Below are 16,874 nucleotides of genomic sequence, written 5' to 3'. Positions count from 1 at the left end.
TCGCTACGCGAGCGGTACCCTTGTTTTGCCCGGATACCGTATTATTTGTTTAAAAGAACGTGGGCGTCGTAGGCGAGCCGCAGCACGCCGAGCGCGTAATTGCTGGAGTTGTTGTAGCGCATGATCTTCTTGACGTAGAGCGAGAGGTAATCCAGTTCCGGCTTTTTGCAGGCGAAACAATTATAGGTGCGGCCGTTGCGCCCTTTGTCAAAGGCGAACGAGGCGTTGTCGTTGGCAAAATCGTAGTCGTACCACGCGGACTCCACCGTCGGCATCTCCGGGAACTGCTTCCAGTCGATCAATGCTTTAAACGCGGCGTTTTCGTTCAAGAAGCGCGCGGTGGAGAGGATGGCGTCCTCCATCCGTTCCAGGTCGCCCGTCCCCTCGCCGTAGCGTTCGATGAGATAGAAGTTCTGGGGCATGAACTGGGGGATGCCGACGGCCCCGGCGTAGGAGCTTTTAAAGCGGCACTGGGCCGGCGCGATGCCGTTGGCGTAGCAAAACTGCATCAGCGAGACGATGTTGCGTTCGGCCATGGCGAGGAGCCCCTTGTTACGCGGGGTATTGCCGGGAAGTTCGCGCACGAGGGTGTTGAAGACGGTAAAGGCGTCGTGCTTGGAACCGAAACGCCCCAGCCTTGTTTCCTTGGCGAGGATGGCGGCGATGACCTCGCGGTTGACGTGAAAACGCCGTTCGGCTTCGTCGTAGACGGCGCGGTACTGCCGCAGGTTCTCGACCATCGCGGGCACGAAGGTGACAAGGGCGTTGTTGGCGCGTTTTTCGTTGGCGTGGTGCACCGTGATCATCTTGGGGCTGAAGAGGCGGAGACTCTGGCCGTCGCGCAGGGCGGTCTGGGAGTCGAGAAGGTAGCGGTTGGCGTAGTCGATGCTGACGCCCTTGGAGACGGCTTTTTTGCAGATAGTTTCGTAGGCGTCCAGCCTGAAGGCGCAGTCGCTGTAGGCGAAGAGGGTGGTGCCAAGCAGGGGAAGCAGGAGGGCGGCAGCGCGCTTAGAAGGCAAAACTTTCACGCATCACCTCTTCGATGGATTCGGCACTGTAACGCTCTTCGGTAAAAAAGCGGTTGGCCAGGACCCCCTGGCCCAGGAGCATCTCGGCACCGTCGATGGCGCGCAGGCCGTTATCGGCGCAAAGGGCCAGAAAGGGCGTCACCTTGCCGTAGATGGCATCGGCCCCGTAGCGGCTCTGCTGCAGCAGCGGGAGCAGCAGGGCTTCGGGGGCGGGGAGGCTGTCGTCTTCGAGCCCGGCCGAGGTCGTGTTGACGACGAGGTCGTAGCCTTTGGGGGTGAAATCATCCCAGGCCATCGTCGCGAAGCCGTCGTCGGCAAAGGGGGCGAGGCGTCCGGCGGAGCGGTTGAGCACATGGACGCTCTTGCCCTCCTGTCGCAGCCGCGAGGCCAGCGCGCGGGCCGTACCGCCCGCGCCGAGGATCAGGACGTCATTGACGTTCTCAAAGTTGCGGATGGCGAAGAGGAAGCCGTCGGCATCGGTGTTGTAGCCGATGAGCTTCCCGTTTTCGTTGATGATCGTGTTGACGACGCCGACCTCGCGGGCGAAGCCGCGGATCTCGTCGCAGGCGTTATAGGCGGCCTCTTTGTGCGGTACGGTGATGTTTGCGCCCTGCAGCCCCAGGTCGAAGAAGGTTTTGCGCAGCTTGGTGCCGTCGGTAAGGTGTACCCGCGTGTAGCAGCCGGGAAATCCCAGGCGTTTGAAGACGTGGTTGTGCATCAGCGGCGAGCGGGAGTGGTGGACGGGATCGCCGAAGATGGCGAAGAGGGCGGGGGTCAAAACTTCAGGTCCTCCAGGGAGCTCATGAGCGCCCCCAGTTTGTTCTGCACTTCGAGGTATTCGAGCTCGGGCTGGGAGTCGGCGACGATGCCCGCGCCCGCCTGCAGGATCACCTCGCCCGGTTTGACGAGGGAGGTCCGGATCGTAATGGCGCTGTCCATGTTGCCGTCGAAGCCGAAGTAGCCGATGGCACCGCTGTAGAAGCCGCGCTTGAGGCCTTCGAATTCGGCGATAAGCTCCATCGCGCGGATCTTCGGCGCCCCGGTCATGGTGCCGGCGGTGAAGGTCGCCATAAAGAGGTCGAACATATCTTTATCGTCGCGCAGTTCCGCGGTGACGTCGCTGACGATGTGCATGACGTGGGAGTAGCGCTCGATGTGCATCATGTCCTCGACCTTGACCGTACCGGTCTTGGCGACGCGGCCGATGTCGTTGCGGCCCAGGTCGATGAGCATAAGGTGCTCTGAGAGCTCTTTGGGGTCTGCCAGCAGCTCCTCCTCGAGTTCACGGTCGCGCTCTTTGGTGTCGCCGCGTTTGCGGGTGCCCGCGATGGGGCGCAGCAGCAGTTCGTTCTCCTGCAGGCGCACCATGACCTCCGGGGAGCTTCCGACAATGGCGAAATCCTCGTACTCCATCAGGAACATATAGGGCGAAGGATTCTTGGTGCGGAGGATGCGGTAGAAGCTGAAGGGGTCCACATGCGCTTTGCGGGTGTAGCGGTTCGTCATCAGGATCTGGAAGACGTCGCCGCTCTTGATCATCTCTTTGGAGTCCGCCACCATCTCGAAGAAGCGCTCCTTCGTAAAGGCGAAGCTGCCCCCTTCGTCATTGTGCATCGGCACGAGCGGCGTGTAGTCGTACTCGCCCTTGATCTCGGCCTCGAGGGTGCCAAAGCGCTCCGCCATCGCGTCCAGGGTCGTCAGCAGGGTGACCTTGTGGTTCTGGTGGGAGTAGACGACGACGAGTTTGGGCAGGATCAGGTCGAGGTCGGGCACCTGCATCGGGTCGTCGAGCTTCTCCATGTAGCTCTTCAGTACCGGTTCGAACACCTTGACCATGTCGTAGCCGATGTAGCCGATAAAGCCGTCGGCGTAGCCGATGTCGAGGCTCTTGCAGACCGCTTTGTACGGGGCAGTGTCGATCGCGGCGTAGTAGGATTTGAGAAAATCAAAGGGGGAGGTCGCCGACACGTCGGTTTCGCCCGCGCCGTTCGTGTAGCGGGTCTCGCCCTCGCGGTACTGCAGCCGCTCGCGCGCGCCGATCAGGATGATGCTGTTCTTGCCGCCGCTGCTTCCGGCACTCTCGAACAGGAAGGTGATCTCGTCCGCGAAGGCGTTTTTGAGTTTCTGGTAAAGCGCGATCGGTGCGAACTGATCGAGCATAAACTGGGTATGGTGGAACATAACTCTCGCTTCTTACGGTTTGATGGTATAGATAAACGCGCCGGACTCGATCTTGCGGCGGACATCCTGCAGATGCGCCTTGGCGTCGGTGCGGTTTTTGAACGGACCGACGAGGACCTTGTTGGCCGTTGCACCGTTGATGACGACCCGGTGGAAGGTGTAGTCGTAGCCGCTGCGCTTGATGTTGTCCAGGAAGGCGCGGTTGGGCTTGTAACGGCTGAACGAGCCGACCTGGATATAGATGTCGCCCGGTGCCGGGTGACCCGCGACGGTCGGCGTAGGTGTCGGCGTCGGTTTGGGCGTCGTGACCGGTGCAGGCGCCGGCTTCGGCTGCGGTGCGACTTCGGGTTCCGTCTCGTCGATCACGATGATGTCGCTCTGCTCTATCGGCACCGGGTTGGCAACTTCGGGGGCCGAGGCCGGCGTGGCATCGGCTGCCGGGAGCGGGGCCGGTTCGGGCATTTCGGCCGTTTCGGCCGTTGCGTTGACGGATGCCGGAGGCGTTACCGGTTCCGCAACGGGCTGGGTGACGACTTCGGGGTGGGCCACCTGCACGGGCGAGGAACCGCTCATACGCCCCATGATGACGACAATGACGATGGCGACGACCACCAGCGTGCCGACTCCGATAAGCATCTTCTTGCGGGTACCGTCCCGTGCGCTCCGGTTGAGGATGATATCGTTGAGTTCGTTGTGGTGTTCGTCAGGCATGCTGGGCTCCTTTGCTGCCGCCGGGTGTAAACAGGGCGTAGGGAAGATTGATGATGTTGTAGGCATCGGGCAGGGTATCGGTCGGAAAGACCCGCCATTGCCGGTTCATTTTCTCTTCCAGTTTTTGGGAAATGATTTTACCCATTTCAACGGCCTGTTGTAAAGCGTTGCCGCAGGGAATGTAGAGGTGCAGGTGCTGCGGGGTGGCCGACTGGAAGGTGACCAGCTCCCCGTAGCCCAGGGCGGCAAGGACTTTTCCCGCATGGTGGTAGAAATGTTTTGCCGCATCGCCGTTGTAGTCGATCACGATAAAAGGGACGTTACCGTCATCGTCGACAAGGGGATGGGCCAGGGTGAGCTGCCCGGCGCGGTGCGCGTTGATCAGCGCATCGCTCAGCGGCGCCTCGATGTGTTTGTATTTTGAAAAGAAGGTGCGGTTCCCGAAGGAGATCTTCTCAGCCACCTCCGGCATCTTCTGCCAGTAGTGGTTTCGGACGATCCCTTCGAAAAAACGGGCCTCTCTGTCCATCAATACGTCGGCTGGGAGTAGATGACGAACTGCTGGGCGAGTGCTTTGAGCTCTTCTTTGATCTCGGCCTGCTTGGCTTCGTTCTCGATATCATCAAGGACGTCGCAGATGCGGTTGGCGATGATCTCGAACTGCTCCTCTTTCATGCCGCGCGACGTAAGTGCCGGCGAACCGATACGGATACCGGAAGTGACAAAGGGCGAGCGGAATTCGCCCGGGACGGTATTTTTGTTGACGGTGATGCCCGCGCGGCCCAGCGCCGCGTCGGCGTCTTTACCGCTGAAGTCGCGGTCCAGGAAAGAGACGAGGACGAGGTGGTTGTCCGTACCGTCGCTGACGACCTTGTAGCCGCGTTTCATGATGACCTCGGCGAGGACGCTCGCATTGGACTTAACCTGCTTTGCGTAGGCTTTCCACTCTTCGGAGAGGTTGTATTTGAAGCCGACGGCTTTGGCGGCGATGACGTGGACCAGCGGTCCGCCCTGCAGGCCCGGGAAGATCGCGGAGTTGATCTTCTTCGCGATCTCTTCATCGTTGGTCATGATGAGACCGCCGCGCGGACCGGCGAGGGTCTTGTGCGTCGTCGTCGTGACAACGTCCGCGTACGGGAACGGGCTCGGGTGCTCACCGGCGGCAACGAGGCCGGCGATATGGGCGATGTCCGCAAAGAGGATCGCACCGACTTCGTCGGCGATCTCTCTAAACTTCTTGAAGTCGATCTCACGGGCATAGGCGGAAGCGCCGCAGACGATGATCTTCGGCTGGACGATGCGGGCGATATCCATGACGCGCTCGTAGTTGATGCGGCCGTCGAGTTCGACACCGTAGGTGAAGCTCTGGTAGTTCTTGCCCGAGAAGCTCGGCTTGGCGCCGTGGGTCAGGTGACCGCCGTGGCTCAGGTCCATACCGAGGATCTTGTCGCCGGCTTTGATCAGCGCGGCGTAGACGGCGCCGTTCGCCTGGGAACCGGCGTGGGGCTGGACGTTGGCGAATTTACAGCCGAAGAGTTCGCAGGCGCGGTCGATGGCCAGCTGCTCGACGGCATCGGCGAATTCACAACCGCCGTAATAGCGTTTTTGCGGGTAACCCTCGGCATATTTGTTCGTAAACACGGAACCCATCGCCTCCATGACGGCCGGCAGGGTAAAGTTTTCGGAAGCGATCATCTCAAGGTGGTCGGTCTGACGCTCCAGCTCTTTTTCACACAGGGCATAGACTTCGTTGTCAAACTCTTGCAGAAAGCTCATTTTTTTCCTCTTTTATCTAAATTTGAATACGGCATCGGAACAAGTCCCGCTACCTACGTTAACACTGGGTTCGCCTCGGCGGCGAGCCCGCGTGCAGGTGAACCGCACTTATGCAATTTGGTCCCTAGTAGTCGTTCAAGTCTACAACAGGTTCGTTTGTCTCTTCTCCGTCGTTAGATTGATTGGTTTCGTGTTTCAGCGGCTTCATCGCCGGGAACAGGAGCACGTCGCGGATGGAGTGCTCGTTGGTCAGCAGCATGACGAGACGGTCGATACCGATCCCCTGGCCGGCGGTCGGCGCCATCCCGTAGCTCAGCGCGCGGACGAAGTCCTCGTCCATCTCGTGCGCCTCTTCGTCGCCGCCGGCTTTGGCTTCGAGCTGTCCCTCGAAACGGCCGAGCTGGTCGATGGGGTCGTTGAGCTCGCTGAAGGCGTTGGCGATCTCGCGCCCCGCGATAAAGAGTTCGAAACGGTCGGTGAGGGCGGGGTTGGCGTCGTTACGGCGCGCCAGCGGGGAGATTTCGACCGGGTACATGGTGATAAAAGTCGGGTTGATCAGCTTCTCCTCGACGAAGGCGTCGAACATCTCGCCCTGGAGCTGGCCGACGTTGAGACTGTCGCTTACTTCAAAGCCGTTTTCGCGGAGGTAGACGAGCATCTTCTCTTTGTCGTGGACGATGATCTCCGGTACGCCGCCGATCGCGCTCAGCGATTCGACCAGCGGGATCTCCGTGAACTTGGAGAAGTCGACTTCCATCTCACCGTAGGGGAGCAGCGTCGGCAGGTTCAGGTGGTCGAAGAGGTACTCGAAATACTCCTTGGTGAGCGCAATGAGGTCCTTGTAGGTCTTGAAGGCCCAGTAGAACTCGATGGAGGTGAACTCCGGGTTGTGCGTTGCGTCCATTCCCTCGTTGCGGAAGTTGCGGTTGATCTCGAAGACCGCCTCGAAGCCGCCGACGATGAGGCGCTTGAGGTAGAGCTCCGGGGCGATACGCAGGTAGCGGTCGACGCCCAGGGCGTTATGGTGCGTCACGAAGGGCTTGGCATTGGCGCCGCCGGCGATGGGGTGCATCATCGGCGTTTCGACCTCGAGGAAACCTTTGTCCTCGAAGAAGCGGCGCGTGAGCGAAATGATCTGGCTGCGAATCTTGAAGGTCTTGCGCACTTCGCTGTTCATGATCAGGTCGAGGTAGCGCTGGCGGTAGCGCATCTCTTTGTCGGTGAGACCGTGGAACTTCTCCGGCAGCGGGGCGATCGCCTTGGTCAGGAGTTTGAGGGCGTCGACGTGCAGGGAGAGCTCACCCTGTTTGGTGACGAAGGGGAAACCTTCGACCTCAATGATGTCGCCGACCTCGATCTGCTTCTTGAAGACCTCGTTGTAGAATCCCTCCGGCAGGTTGTCGCGGGTGACGTAGATCTGCAGCATGGCGCTTTCGTCTTCGATCTTGACGAAGCTCGCTTTTCCCATGATGCGGAAGAATTTGATGCGCCCCGCCACGCAGTAGCGGCGATTCTCGTCGCGTTTGGTCTCGCTGTGCGCCAGGTCGGAGTTGACGTTCAGGAATTTGTCGATGGTCGTATTGCGGGCCGAGTCGTTGGCGTAGGGGTTGATGCCCGCCGCCTTGAGCGCTTCGGCTTTTTCGATACGTTGCTGGATATATTTGTTGTCAAAAAAAGACAATAGCGATCTCCTCTGTTAGATGTTTAGTTTTTTCCGGCACTCGGCGCAGACCCCGTAGATCTGCATGGAGTGGTCCTTCATCAGGAAGCCAAGCGCGTCGGCGATGGCGTGCTGCCGCTTCTCGATCTCCGCGTCGACGAACTCCGTGATGGAGCCGCACTCGGTGCAGATCATGTGGTCGTGGTGCTCCTTGGCCCCCAGTTCGTACTTTTTGCCCTGGGCGCCGAAGGAGAGGGAGGTGACGATATCCTCGTTCTCCAGCAGCCCCAGGGTACGGTAGATCGTCGCGATCCCCGTTTTGAGGTCCGGATAGTTCTCCTGGATCTTCTTGTGGAGCGCTTCGGGGGTCAGGTGCTCGTCGGAGTTGTAAAGGGTTTCGAGGATCACTTCGCGCTGGATGGTGAACTTCAGGCCGTTCTTTTTGAGCAGCTGTTTGAAATCCTCAAGGAGCTGTTCGTACTCGATCGTCTTCGCGGTAAAGTCGTTATCTTGGCTCATTGCGTCTTCTCCTTCAACTGCGATTTTACCGTATCGATGATCTCGCCGGCGCGTTCAAGCGAGATGCCGGTGTCGTTCGTCTCGTTTGCCGGTGCGGGTTCGGGCTGCAGGCTCTCGGTGTCGAGGTGCATGATATAGCCGCCCGTTTCAACGAGAATCGGGAAGAGAATACTCCCTTCGAGCGGCTCTTTGATGTTGTCGCGTATCGTCACGACGTTGTTGAGGGCGTAGGCGATGACGGCCGCGATCAGGAAGAACTTCCCGCTCCCGAAGACGAAACCGGCGATGCGGTCGAGCGCCCCCAGCCCGCTGGCCGCACTCAGGCGTTTGAAAAGGTGCCCCAGGCCGACCATCACGAGCCAGAAGAGGGCGAGGGTGAGGAGGAAGCCGGAAAAAGCGATAAGAGACGGGCTTTCGAAATGAAAAATGTTGTCGCTGAGGAAGGCACCGACCTCGCCGCTGACACGCGAAGCGACAAAGATACCGCCGATGATGCCGATCAGCCCGAAAAGCTCTTTGAAGAAGCCGTTGAGAATGCCTTTGAGGCCAAGCAGCAAGATGATGACGGAGACGACCAGGTCGAAGTAGTTGAAATCCATTCAGAACGCCCGTTTTGAAATTGAGAAGAATTATAAACAACTCTCACTAAAAATAGCTTGACAAAGTGCCCGGAGCACGTTATTAACCCCCTGTTAAAGCTTCCTGATGTATGATTCCCACCCAAAATTAGTTATAAGGTATAGAGAGCTATGAGCAACTGGTCACCATCGAGCTGGAGAAGTTTTCCGATCAAGCAGCAACCGACATACCCCGATCAGGATCATCTGAAACGGGTCGAAGCGGAGCTACGGCGTTATCCCCCGCTGGTCTTCGCGGGCGAAGCGCGCAATCTCAAGGCCCAGCTGGCTCAGGTTTCCGACGGTAAGGCATTCCTGCTCCAGGGCGGTGACTGCGCCGAAAGTTTCTCCGAGTTCCATGCCGACAACATCCGCGACACCTTCAAAGTGATGCTGCAGATGGCGGTCGTGATGAGTTTTGCCAGCGGCCTGCCGGTCGTCAAAGTGGGACGCATGGGAGGTCAGTTCGCCAAACCGCGTTCTTCCGATACGGAGACCGTCGACGATGTCACACTGCCAAGCTACCGCGGTGACATCATCAACAGCATCGAGTTCACGGAGGCCGCGCGTATCCCGGACCCGGAACGCATGATCCATGCCTACCACCAGGCGGCCCCGACGCTGAACCTACTGCGTGCCTTCGCTTCGGGCGGGATGGCGGACCTGCACCAGGTGCACAAGTGGAACCTCGATTTCGTCAAGCAGACGGAGATGTCGGAGAAGTACGAAGCCTTCGCGGGGCAGATCGAACAGTCCCTGCGCTTTATGGAGGCGTGCGGCGTGACGTCGCAGAGCTACCGCACCCTGCGCGAAACGGACTACTTTACCTCCCACGAAGCGCTCCTGCTCAACTACGAAGAGGCCTTCACCCGCCAGGACTCCCTGACGGGCGACTGGTACGACGTCTCCTCGCACATGCTCTGGATCGGCGACCGCACGCGCCAGGTCGACGGCGCGCACGTCGAGTTCCTGCGCGGCGTCAAGAACCCGCTGGCGTTCAAAGCCGGCCCGTCCATGACGACCGAAGACCTGTTGAAGCTCTGCGACACCCTTAACCCGGAGAACGAAGCGGGACGCATCAACGTCATCGTGCGCATGGGTGCGGGCAAGGTCGGCGACCATCTGCCGGAGCTGATCCGCGCCGTCGAGCGTGAAGGCAAAAAGGTGCTCTGGAGCTGCGACCCGATGCACGGCAACATCATCAAGTCCGGCAACGGCTACAAGACCCGCCGCGTCGACGACATCCTCACCGAGATGAAAGAGTTCTTCCAGGTCCACAAATCCGAAGGCACCTACGGCGGCGGCGTCCACCTGGAGATGACGGGCAAGAACGTTACCGAGTGTCTCGGCGGGGCCTTCCAGATCACCGAAGAGGACCTCAACAGCCGTTACCACACTCACTGCGACCCGCGCCTCAACGCGGACCAGTCCCTCGAACTGGCGTTCCTGATCGCCGATACCCTCAAAGCTGCACGCGCGTAATTTTACACGCGGCGGCACCCTTCAGATTCAAAACAATTTCAAGAAAAACAAATACGTGATTTTTCCCCGAGAGGGGATGTGCGGAGGAGTGCGCTTAGAGCGCGGCGGCGTCAAGCGCCTTGATGAGTTCGTCGGGGCGGTTGGACCACTGGATGGCGTCCTGCTTGGAGATGACGCGTTTGCGTACCAGGTCGAAGAGCTCCTGGGTCTGGGTGACCATGCCGGTCTCCTGCTGGTTGAGCTGCATCTGTGAGTAGAGCTGGTGGACCTTGTCTTCGCGGATCAGGTTGGCGATCGCCGGGATGTTGATCATCAGCTCCTGGGCTGCGACACGGCCGCCGCCGAGGCGCGGCAGCAGCGCCTGGGCGATAATGGCGATGATGGATGTGGAGAGCTGGGCGCGGACCTGCGGCTGCTCGTCCCCGCTGAAGACGTCGATGATACGGTTGATCGTCTGCGGCGCGGAGTTGGTGTGCAGGGTACCGAAAACGAGGTGACCGGTCTCGGCGGCGGTGAGTGCTGCGGCGATGGTCTCCTTGTCACGCATCTCCCCGACGAGGATGACGTCGGGGTCCTCACGCATCGCGTATTTGAGCGCGTTGGCGAAGTTGGCGGTATCGGTCCCGACGTTACGGTGGGAGAAGAGACACTGCTTGTTGGTGTGGACGAATTCGACCGGGTCCTCGACACTGATAATGTGGCGGTTTTCCGTTTCGTTGATCTCGTTGAGCATCGCGGCCAGGGTGGTGGACTTACCGCTACCGGTCGGTCCGGTGACGAGAATCAGTCCTTTTTCGCGTTTGACGAGTTTTTTGAAGATCGGCTTGGCATTGAGATCGTCCAGGCTCGGGATCTCGATCGGAATGATACGGAAGGCGCAGGCGATGTCGCCCATCGTTTTATAGTAGTTCGCACGGAAACGGCCGACTTCGGGGAGCAGGATCGCGAAGTCGAGTTCGTTATGCTCTTCGAACTCTTTCTTCTGTTTCTCTGTCAGCAGGGAGTAGGACATATCCTCAATTGTTTTGCCGTCGAGGACGGGAAGGTTCAGTGCGACCAGGCGCCCGTCGATACGGATCTGCGGTTCGGAACGGGAAACGAGGTGAAGGTCCGATGCATTGTAGGCAACGACGCTTTTTAATAGTTTACGGATATCCAGGGTCTGACTCATGAGAGAAATTCTCCTTCGTAGAGGGGTTCATTGAAACCGATTATAACATGATTTCCGGTTTCGACAACAGGGCGTTTTATTAACAGGTTTTCTTTTGTGAGCCAGGTGCGTTTTCCGGCATCATCCAGGTTCAGCTCTTTGAGTTTCAGGGTGCGGTAGGTCGTGCCCCGGGTGTTGAAAAGCTGCTGCATTTCGGCACCTTGCGACAGCCAGCGGCCGACGTCCGATTCGCCGACGGGATCTTTTTTGAAGTCGACGAAGGTGTAGTCGATGGCGTGCTTTTTGAAAAAGGCGATGGCCTTTTTGACGCTGTCGCAGTTTTTGATGCCGTAGACCGTGATCATTCGATAATCTTCGGAACGATAAAGAAGTGCTCGTCGCTGTGCGGGGCGTGCGCCAGGATATCGTCGTTGACGGCGGTGTCACAGTTCGGGACATCTTCGCGCAGCTGCGTCGCATTGGAGGTCATGGCGAAGGTGTCGGGAACGTCTGTTGTGTCAAGCGCGCTAAGATTGTCGACGAATGAGACGATCTCGCTGAGCTGGCCGATCACTTCCTCGCGATGGGCCTCATCGATTTTGAGCATTGAGAGTTTTTCCAGACGGCTTAACAGGGCGTCGTCGATTTGCATGGCATACCTTTTTTGACGTAATGATATTAATTGTAGCGAAAAGATACTTAGATTCTGAGGGCTACTTTGACCCTGCAGCAGGGAGGGTTGATTAAATTGCAATCACTTTGTAATCTGTTTTGCATACTATTTTGTAGTAAAATCCTTTACGCACATTTCAAAACATACGAGGTGGGTAATGATCAGAAAAAAACAGAACGGACAAAAAGTCTGGGTTACGTTTACGGTGTCCCCTGAAACAGGGATGGAAACGGTCGCACTGTGCGGCGCCTGGAACGGCTGGTCGGACGAGCCGATGAAGCAGAAGAAGAACGGCGAGTTTTATCTGACAAAGGTATTGCCCGCCGGTAGCACATTTGAATTCGGCTACAAAAGCGGTGACGGCGCCTGGATGGCGGAAACCGACTGTACTTGCGTTCCCTCGCCGTTCGGCAGCGACAACGCTTTGCTGGAGCTTTGAATGCCCTTTGAACTTTAAATAACGCAGTAAGGACGACGTAACTGCCTTACCGGTCGTTAAACGGAGGGGTCGATTTAATTGTGAGGAGAGTGTATGAAAGCCGTTGTTATGGCAGGTGGGTTTGGAACGAGGATCCAGCCGTTAACCCATTCGCGTCCCAAGCCGATGCTGCCGATCGTGAACCGTCCGATGATGGAGCACACGATGTTGACCCTGAAGGAGCTCGGGATCACCGAGTTTATCGTGCTGCTCTACTTCAAGCCCGATGTCATCCGGGACTATTTCAAAGACGGTAGCCACCTGGGCATCAATATCACCTACGTCCTGCCCGATGACGATTACGGCACGGCGGGGGCGGTCAAGCTGGCCGAAGAGCATATCGGCGACGACAACTTCATCATCATCAGCGGCGACCTGGTGACCGATTTCGATTTCAAGAAGATCTTCGATTACCACGCGCAGAAAGATTCGAAGCTGACGATTACGCTCACTTCCGTCGAAAACCCCCTGGAGTTCGGGGTGGTGATCGCGAACGAAGAGGGGCGGATCGAGAAGTTTCTTGAAAAGCCGAGCTGGGGCGAGGTCTTCAGCGATACGATCAATACGGGGATCTACGTCATCGAACCGGAGATCCTCTCCTATATCCCGAGCAACGAGAATTTCGACTTCGCCAAGGACCTTTTCCCGCTGCTGATGCGCGAAGGGGTTCCCCTGATGGCCGGGAACGCCGAAGGGTACTGGCGCGACGTCGGCAACCCGGAGAGCTACCGCGATGTCTACGAGGATATCCTCGGGGGCAGGGTGAAGGTGCAGATGCCGCCGGTCCGCCGGCAGTACCCTGACGGCGTGCTCTTCAGCGACGAGCCCTATGAACTCGACAGCAGCGTCGAGATCATCGGGACGGTCGTCCTGGGACGGAACGTTACGATCGGCAAGGGGACAAAGCTGAACAACGTCGTTGTCGGCGACGACTGCGAGATCGGGAAAGAGAGCAAGGTGCGCAACAGCGTACTGTGGGAGCGGGTCAACGTCGACAAACACGCCCTCTTTGACGGCTGCGTCATCTGTAACGATAACACGATCGGCAAGAATGTCACGGCGAAGGCGGGGATGATCCTGGCCGAAGAGTGTGAGATCGGCCAGCTGGTCACCGTCGAAAAAGACGTCACGATCTGGCCGCACAAGGTGATCGAGGACGCCGCCATCGTCAGCCGCAGCGTCATCCTCGGGAGCCGCTACAAGAACTCCATCTTCGAGAACGGCTACGTCATCGGGAAATCCAACGTTGAGCTCTCCTGCGAGATGGCGACGAAGCTTGCCGAAGCGTTCGGCGCCCAGCTGCCCATCGGTTCGACGGTCGTCATGGCCCGGGACTACAACAAGGGATCGCGGATGCTCAAGCGCGCCTTCGTCGGGGGCCTGCTCTCGTCCGGCGTCAACGTCAAGGATTACAACGGCATTCCCTCCTCGGTCCTGCGCTGCAGCCTCTCCATGGACAACGGCGTCGTCGCCGGGGTCTACTTCCGCCAGCAGATCGACGACCCGACCAGTACGGTCATCACCTTCTACAACCATGAAGCGCTGCGGATCAACAACGAGGTGGCAAAGAAGGTGGAAAAGGCCTTTTTCAAAGAGACCTTCCGCCGGGTGGACTTCTCCCAGATCGGCCAGATTTTCGAGTCCGACCACGCCAAAGAGTATGCCGCCTATCAGAAGCAGATGGAACGCCTCTTCGATGCCCACCTCTTCAAGCGCGGCGGGTACCGGATCGCCGTGGACGTGATGCACGGGATGGGGTACGAGGTCTATCCGGATATCCTGCGGGACATGGAGGTGGACAATATCATCTTCAACGCCTATGCGGATGAGCAGCGCCTCGCGAACATCAACTCCCTGGTGAAGCGCTCCGTCAGCGACCTGAGCGCCGTGATCCAATCCATGCAACTCGATGCAGGCTTTTTGGTCTACCCCTACGGCCAGCGTCTGGAGATCGTGTGCGACGAAGGGAAGGTGCTCGAGAAGCAGACGGCCCTCTATATCGTACTGACGCTGCTGAACATGGAAGCGCGCGAACGGGGCGAGAAGATGAAAGTCTTCCTGCCGACCTGGGCGGCGGACATTGTCTACTTCGACGCCCTGGAGATCGAACGGGGGCAGTACGCGAACTTCAAATCCGAGCAGATGCGCCAGTACGACCTGGTGGCGACAGGGGAGGGGAACTTCGCCTTTACCGCCTTCGCGACGCACCGCGACAGCATGTTTGCGACGTTGAAGATCCTGGAGCTGATGATCAAGTTCGACGTCAAACTCTCCGACCTGATCGCATCGCTGCCGAAATTCTATTACCGCGCGGCCCAGGCAGCGTGCAGCCAGTCCCACAAGGGCAAGATGATGCGCCGCTTCCTCGAGGATGCCAAGGGTAAAGACGCGTCGACCCTCGACGGGGTGAAGATCTGGCTCGATGCCAACGACTGGATCCTGATGATCCCGGACCAGTACAACGACAGTCTCAACCTCTATATCCAGGCGGAGTCGGATGAACGCGGCGAGGAGATCCTTTCGGAATATACCGCCAAGATCGCGGAGTGGGCCACAGTCTAATGCGCAGAGCATCGCTGAACCTCGCATTCATCTGGCACATGCACCAGCCCGATTACCGGGACAGCAGCGGTGTCATGACTATGCCGTGGGTGTTCCTGCATGCCATCAAAGATTACTACGAGATGCCGTGGCTGCTGACGCGGTTCCCGGGTCTCAAGGCGACGTTCAACGTCACCCCTCCGCTGATCGAACAGCTGAACCTCTACCGCGATCCGCTTGCCAACGACGCCTTTTTGGCGCTCTGGATCAAACCGACGGAGCAGCTCGAGGAGCATGAACGCGCCTGGATGGTCAAGATGTGCAAATCGACGCAGTTCGAAACGATGGTGCGGCCGCTGCCGCGCTATGCGGCGCTCTTCCACCGCGACGATTACAGCCACGCGCAGCTGCTGGAGCTGCAGCTGCTCTTTATGCTGGCATGGTGCGGCAACTACCTGCGCCAGCACAGCAGCGTAGTTAAGAAGCTTTTGGCGCAGCAGGATGCCTACTCCCAGCGGGACAAGCATGCGCTGCTCGAGGAGCTGACCTCCTTTGTCGCAACGATCCTCCCTTTTTACGCGCAGCTGCAGAAGTCGGGGACGATCGCCGTCTCGACGACGCCGTACAACCACCCCATTCTGCCACTGCTGCTCGATGTCGGGAACGCCAAAAAGGCCAATCCCCACACGACGCTGCCGGCCAACCCGCTCTCGCTCGAGGGCGACGCGGTGGAGCAGGTACGGCGCGCGATCGCCCTGTATCAAAAGACGTTCGGAACGGACCCGGTCGGGTTCTGGCCGGCAGAAGGGGCGGTGGACGAGCGCAGCGTCGGCATTTACCGGGAACACGGTCTCAAATGGATTGCGACGGACGAGGAGATCTTGTTCCGTTCGCTCAAAAACAGCGCCCGCGAGGACCTCTACAGCCCCTACCGTTTCGACGGCGTCACCATCGGCTTCCGCGACCACGGGCTCAGCGACCTCATCGGCTTTACCTACCGTTTCAAACCGGCGGACGAAGCGGCGGAGCACTTTATCCGTTCCGTCGGCGGTATCGCTTCGGGAAAAGCGGAGCGTACCGTCTTCGTCATCCTTGACGGGGAGAACGCCTGGGAGTTCTTTGAAAACAACGCCTACGACTTCTTCACCGCGCTCTACGCCCGATTGAAGAGCAGCGACGGCCTGCAGACGGTGACGATGAACGAGGTTGCACTCCAGCCCGATCAGCCGACGCTGCCGCATCTGGCGCCGGGAAGCTGGATCTACGGCAACTTCGACACCTGGAGCGGCCACGTCGAGAAGAACCGCGCCTGGGAACTGATCTACCAGACCCGCCGCGATGCCGACCACCACGGGGGCGGGGTTGACCCGGAGACGGCGGAAAAGATCCGATTTCATTTCCTGGCCGCCGAATGCAGCGACTGGTTCTGGTGGTACGGCGACGACCACGCGACGGACTTCGCCGAAGAGTTCGACGCGCTTTTCCGCGACCACCTTATCGCTATCTACCGCCTGCTGGGGATGCAGCCCCCGGCCGATCTTTTCGATCCGATCATCACCCAGAAGGGGCGCGATGCTTTCCTCACCTACCCGCAGAGCGCGGTCTCGCCGATCATCGACGGGAAGGAATCGAGCTTTTTCGAGTGGCTGGGCAGCGGTATGGTCGACGAAAGCAAGGGGTACTCGACGATGGACCGGGTCCGCGGCCCCATCGAGAAGATCCACTACGGGCATGACGAGGAGCAGGTCTACCTCGCTTTCGAAGGAGACACCGAGATGCTGCGCACCAAGGGGTGTATGCTGGTCGTGACGATCGAAGAGAACGGCCGGCAGGCGGTGGTGCCGATGGCGAAAGCCCTGCAGGATAAGCGGCTCGCGTTCGCCTTCGACGAGCGCCCGGAACTGGCGCTCTCACGCGAGGGGTTCCTCGGGCTCGATGTCTTCCATCTGCGTTTCGAGATTACCCACGGCGACGAGATCATCCAAACGCTGCCGGGGTACGGATCGCTGCATATCGATATGAATGAAACTTACGCGGAGCACTGGTTTGTCTAGGAGA

The 16,874-nt window shown here is 58.9% G+C and carries 16 protein-coding genes; 4 read left to right on the top strand and 12 right to left on the bottom strand.

Translation table 11 applies throughout. The features are described 5' to 3' along the window. Window positions 1–41 precede the first annotated feature (41 nt). From WCX72_RS06805 to WCX72_RS06765, 9 genes are all read right to left on the bottom strand, one after another. A complete protein-coding gene (locus WCX72_RS06805) occupies window positions 42–1,028 on the bottom strand; it encodes a lytic murein transglycosylase (protein ID WP_345969085.1) in 987 nt (328 codons plus the stop codon). After that, the gene (locus tag WCX72_RS06800; RefSeq protein WP_345969084.1) at window positions 1,009–1,806 is read right to left on the bottom strand and encodes a shikimate dehydrogenase; all 798 of its coding nucleotides are present in this window, start codon (window positions 1,804–1,806) and stop codon (window positions 1,009–1,011) included. Before WCX72_RS06800 ends, WCX72_RS06805 begins: the two co-directional genes overlap by 20 nt. Continuing rightward, window positions 1,803–3,209, bottom strand: a complete 1,407-nt coding sequence (locus WCX72_RS06795) for a chorismate-binding protein (protein WP_345969083.1) — start codon at window positions 3,207–3,209, stop codon at window positions 1,803–1,805. The genes WCX72_RS06800 and WCX72_RS06795 overlap by 4 nt, the downstream gene beginning before the upstream one ends. Window positions 3,210–3,221: 12 nt before the next feature. Next, entirely contained in the window at window positions 3,222–3,920 is a 699-nt protein-coding gene (locus WCX72_RS06790; protein WP_345969082.1) for an SPOR domain-containing protein, read from the bottom strand. Next, the gene (locus tag WCX72_RS06785; protein WP_345969081.1) at window positions 3,913–4,449 is read right to left on the bottom strand and encodes a DUF1882 domain-containing protein; all 537 of its coding nucleotides are present in this window, start codon (window positions 4,447–4,449) and stop codon (window positions 3,913–3,915) included. The genes WCX72_RS06790 and WCX72_RS06785 overlap by 8 nt, the downstream gene beginning before the upstream one ends. After that, a complete protein-coding gene (locus WCX72_RS06780; RefSeq protein WP_345969080.1) occupies window positions 4,449–5,696 on the bottom strand; it encodes a serine hydroxymethyltransferase in 1,248 nt (415 codons plus the stop codon). The genes WCX72_RS06785 and WCX72_RS06780 overlap by 1 nt, the downstream gene beginning before the upstream one ends. A gap of 124 nt (window positions 5,697–5,820) precedes the next feature. Beyond that, window positions 5,821–7,377 carry a lysine--tRNA ligase gene (gene lysS, locus WCX72_RS06775; protein WP_345969079.1) on the bottom strand — a complete coding sequence of 519 codons (1,557 nt, stop codon included), beginning with the start codon at window positions 7,375–7,377 and terminating at the stop codon, window positions 5,821–5,823. Between the two features lie 15 nt (window positions 7,378–7,392). Further along, complete coding sequence (locus WCX72_RS06770; protein ID WP_345969078.1) at window positions 7,393–7,875, bottom strand: Fur family transcriptional regulator; 483 nt, start codon at window positions 7,873–7,875, stop codon at window positions 7,393–7,395. Next, window positions 7,872–8,474, bottom strand: a complete 603-nt coding sequence (locus WCX72_RS06765) for a CvpA family protein (protein ID WP_345969077.1) — start codon at window positions 8,472–8,474, stop codon at window positions 7,872–7,874. Before WCX72_RS06765 ends, WCX72_RS06770 begins: the two co-directional genes overlap by 4 nt. Window positions 8,475–8,624: 150 nt before the next feature. On the opposite strand from WCX72_RS06765, the gene WCX72_RS06760 reads away from it, so the two are divergent. Further along, window positions 8,625–9,974 carry a 3-deoxy-7-phosphoheptulonate synthase class II gene (locus WCX72_RS06760; RefSeq protein ID WP_345969076.1) on the top strand — a complete coding sequence of 450 codons (1,350 nt, stop codon included), beginning with the start codon at window positions 8,625–8,627 and terminating at the stop codon, window positions 9,972–9,974. Between the two features lie 94 nt (window positions 9,975–10,068). On the opposite strand, the gene WCX72_RS06755 is transcribed toward WCX72_RS06760, so the two are convergent. From WCX72_RS06755 to gatC, 3 genes are read right to left on the bottom strand one after another with little or no spacing between them, the layout of a single operon-like run. Further along, entirely contained in the window at window positions 10,069–11,145 is a 1,077-nt protein-coding gene (locus WCX72_RS06755; RefSeq protein WP_345969075.1) for a type IV pilus twitching motility protein PilT, read from the bottom strand. Next, a complete protein-coding gene (locus tag WCX72_RS06750; protein ID WP_345969074.1) occupies window positions 11,142–11,489 on the bottom strand; it encodes an arsenate reductase family protein in 348 nt (115 codons plus the stop codon). Before WCX72_RS06750 ends, WCX72_RS06755 begins: the two co-directional genes overlap by 4 nt. Continuing rightward, window positions 11,486–11,776 carry an Asp-tRNA(Asn)/Glu-tRNA(Gln) amidotransferase subunit GatC gene (gene gatC, locus WCX72_RS06745; RefSeq protein WP_345969073.1) on the bottom strand — a complete coding sequence of 97 codons (291 nt, stop codon included), beginning with the start codon at window positions 11,774–11,776 and terminating at the stop codon, window positions 11,486–11,488. The genes WCX72_RS06750 and gatC overlap by 4 nt, the downstream gene beginning before the upstream one ends. 178 nt (window positions 11,777–11,954) lie before the next feature. Here gatC and WCX72_RS06740 point away from each other — a divergent pair, with 178 nt between their 5' ends. From WCX72_RS06740 to WCX72_RS06730, 3 genes are all read left to right on the top strand, one after another. Continuing rightward, on the top strand, window positions 11,955–12,236 hold the full coding sequence (locus WCX72_RS06740) for a hypothetical protein (RefSeq protein WP_345969072.1): 282 nt from the start codon (window positions 11,955–11,957) through the stop codon (window positions 12,234–12,236). 93 nt (window positions 12,237–12,329) lie between these two features. Next, window positions 12,330–14,837, top strand: coding sequence for a sugar phosphate nucleotidyltransferase (locus WCX72_RS06735; protein ID WP_345969071.1), 2,508 nt, complete (start codon window positions 12,330–12,332; stop codon window positions 14,835–14,837). Then, the gene (locus WCX72_RS06730) at window positions 14,837–16,870 is read left to right on the top strand and encodes a glycoside hydrolase family 57 protein (RefSeq protein WP_345969070.1); all 2,034 of its coding nucleotides are present in this window, start codon (window positions 14,837–14,839) and stop codon (window positions 16,868–16,870) included. The genes WCX72_RS06735 and WCX72_RS06730 overlap by 1 nt, the downstream gene beginning before the upstream one ends. Window positions 16,871–16,874 lie beyond the last annotated feature (4 nt).

Origin of the sequence: Thiomicrolovo immobilis (assembly GCF_039645955.1) — a bacterium.
In the GTDB taxonomy this organism is placed as follows: Bacteria; Campylobacterota; Campylobacteria; order Campylobacterales; family Sulfurimonadaceae; genus Thiomicrolovo; species Thiomicrolovo diazotrophicus.
The sequence above is the reverse complement of the archived record's forward strand: the minus strand, read 5'-3'. Positions and strand labels throughout refer to the sequence as shown.

Excerpts from the sequence above, each read along its gene's own strand:
- WCX72_RS06770 (WP_345969078.1), bottom strand. The coding sequence starts at position 7,875 with ATGAGCCAAGATAACGACTTTACCGCGAAGACGATCGAGTACGAACAG.
- WCX72_RS06730 (WP_345969070.1), top strand. The coding sequence starts at position 14,837 with ATGCGCAGAGCATCGCTGAACCTCGCATTCATCTGGCACATGCACCAG.
- WCX72_RS06735 (WP_345969071.1), top strand. The coding sequence starts at position 12,330 with ATGAAAGCCGTTGTTATGGCAGGTGGGTTTGGAACGAGGATCCAGCCG.
- WCX72_RS06780 (WP_345969080.1), bottom strand. The coding sequence starts at position 5,696 with ATGAGCTTTCTGCAAGAGTTTGACAACGAAGTCTATGCCCTGTGTGAA.
- WCX72_RS06790 (WP_345969082.1), bottom strand. The coding sequence starts at position 3,920 with ATGCCTGACGAACACCACAACGAACTCAACGATATCATCCTCAACCGG.
- WCX72_RS06785 (WP_345969081.1), bottom strand. The coding sequence starts at position 4,449 with ATGGACAGAGAGGCCCGTTTTTTCGAAGGGATCGTCCGAAACCACTAC.
- WCX72_RS06750 (WP_345969074.1), bottom strand. The coding sequence starts at position 11,489 with ATGATCACGGTCTACGGCATCAAAAACTGCGACAGCGTCAAAAAGGCC.
- WCX72_RS06740 (WP_345969072.1), top strand. The coding sequence starts at position 11,955 with ATGATCAGAAAAAAACAGAACGGACAAAAAGTCTGGGTTACGTTTACG.
- WCX72_RS06755 (WP_345969075.1), bottom strand. The coding sequence starts at position 11,145 with ATGAGTCAGACCCTGGATATCCGTAAACTATTAAAAAGCGTCGTTGCC.
- WCX72_RS06760 (WP_345969076.1), top strand. The coding sequence starts at position 8,625 with ATGAGCAACTGGTCACCATCGAGCTGGAGAAGTTTTCCGATCAAGCAG.
- gatC (WP_345969073.1), bottom strand. The coding sequence starts at position 11,776 with ATGCAAATCGACGACGCCCTGTTAAGCCGTCTGGAAAAACTCTCAATG.
- WCX72_RS06795 (WP_345969083.1), bottom strand. The coding sequence starts at position 3,209 with ATGTTCCACCATACCCAGTTTATGCTCGATCAGTTCGCACCGATCGCG.
- WCX72_RS06765 (WP_345969077.1), bottom strand. The coding sequence starts at position 8,474 with ATGGATTTCAACTACTTCGACCTGGTCGTCTCCGTCATCATCTTGCTG.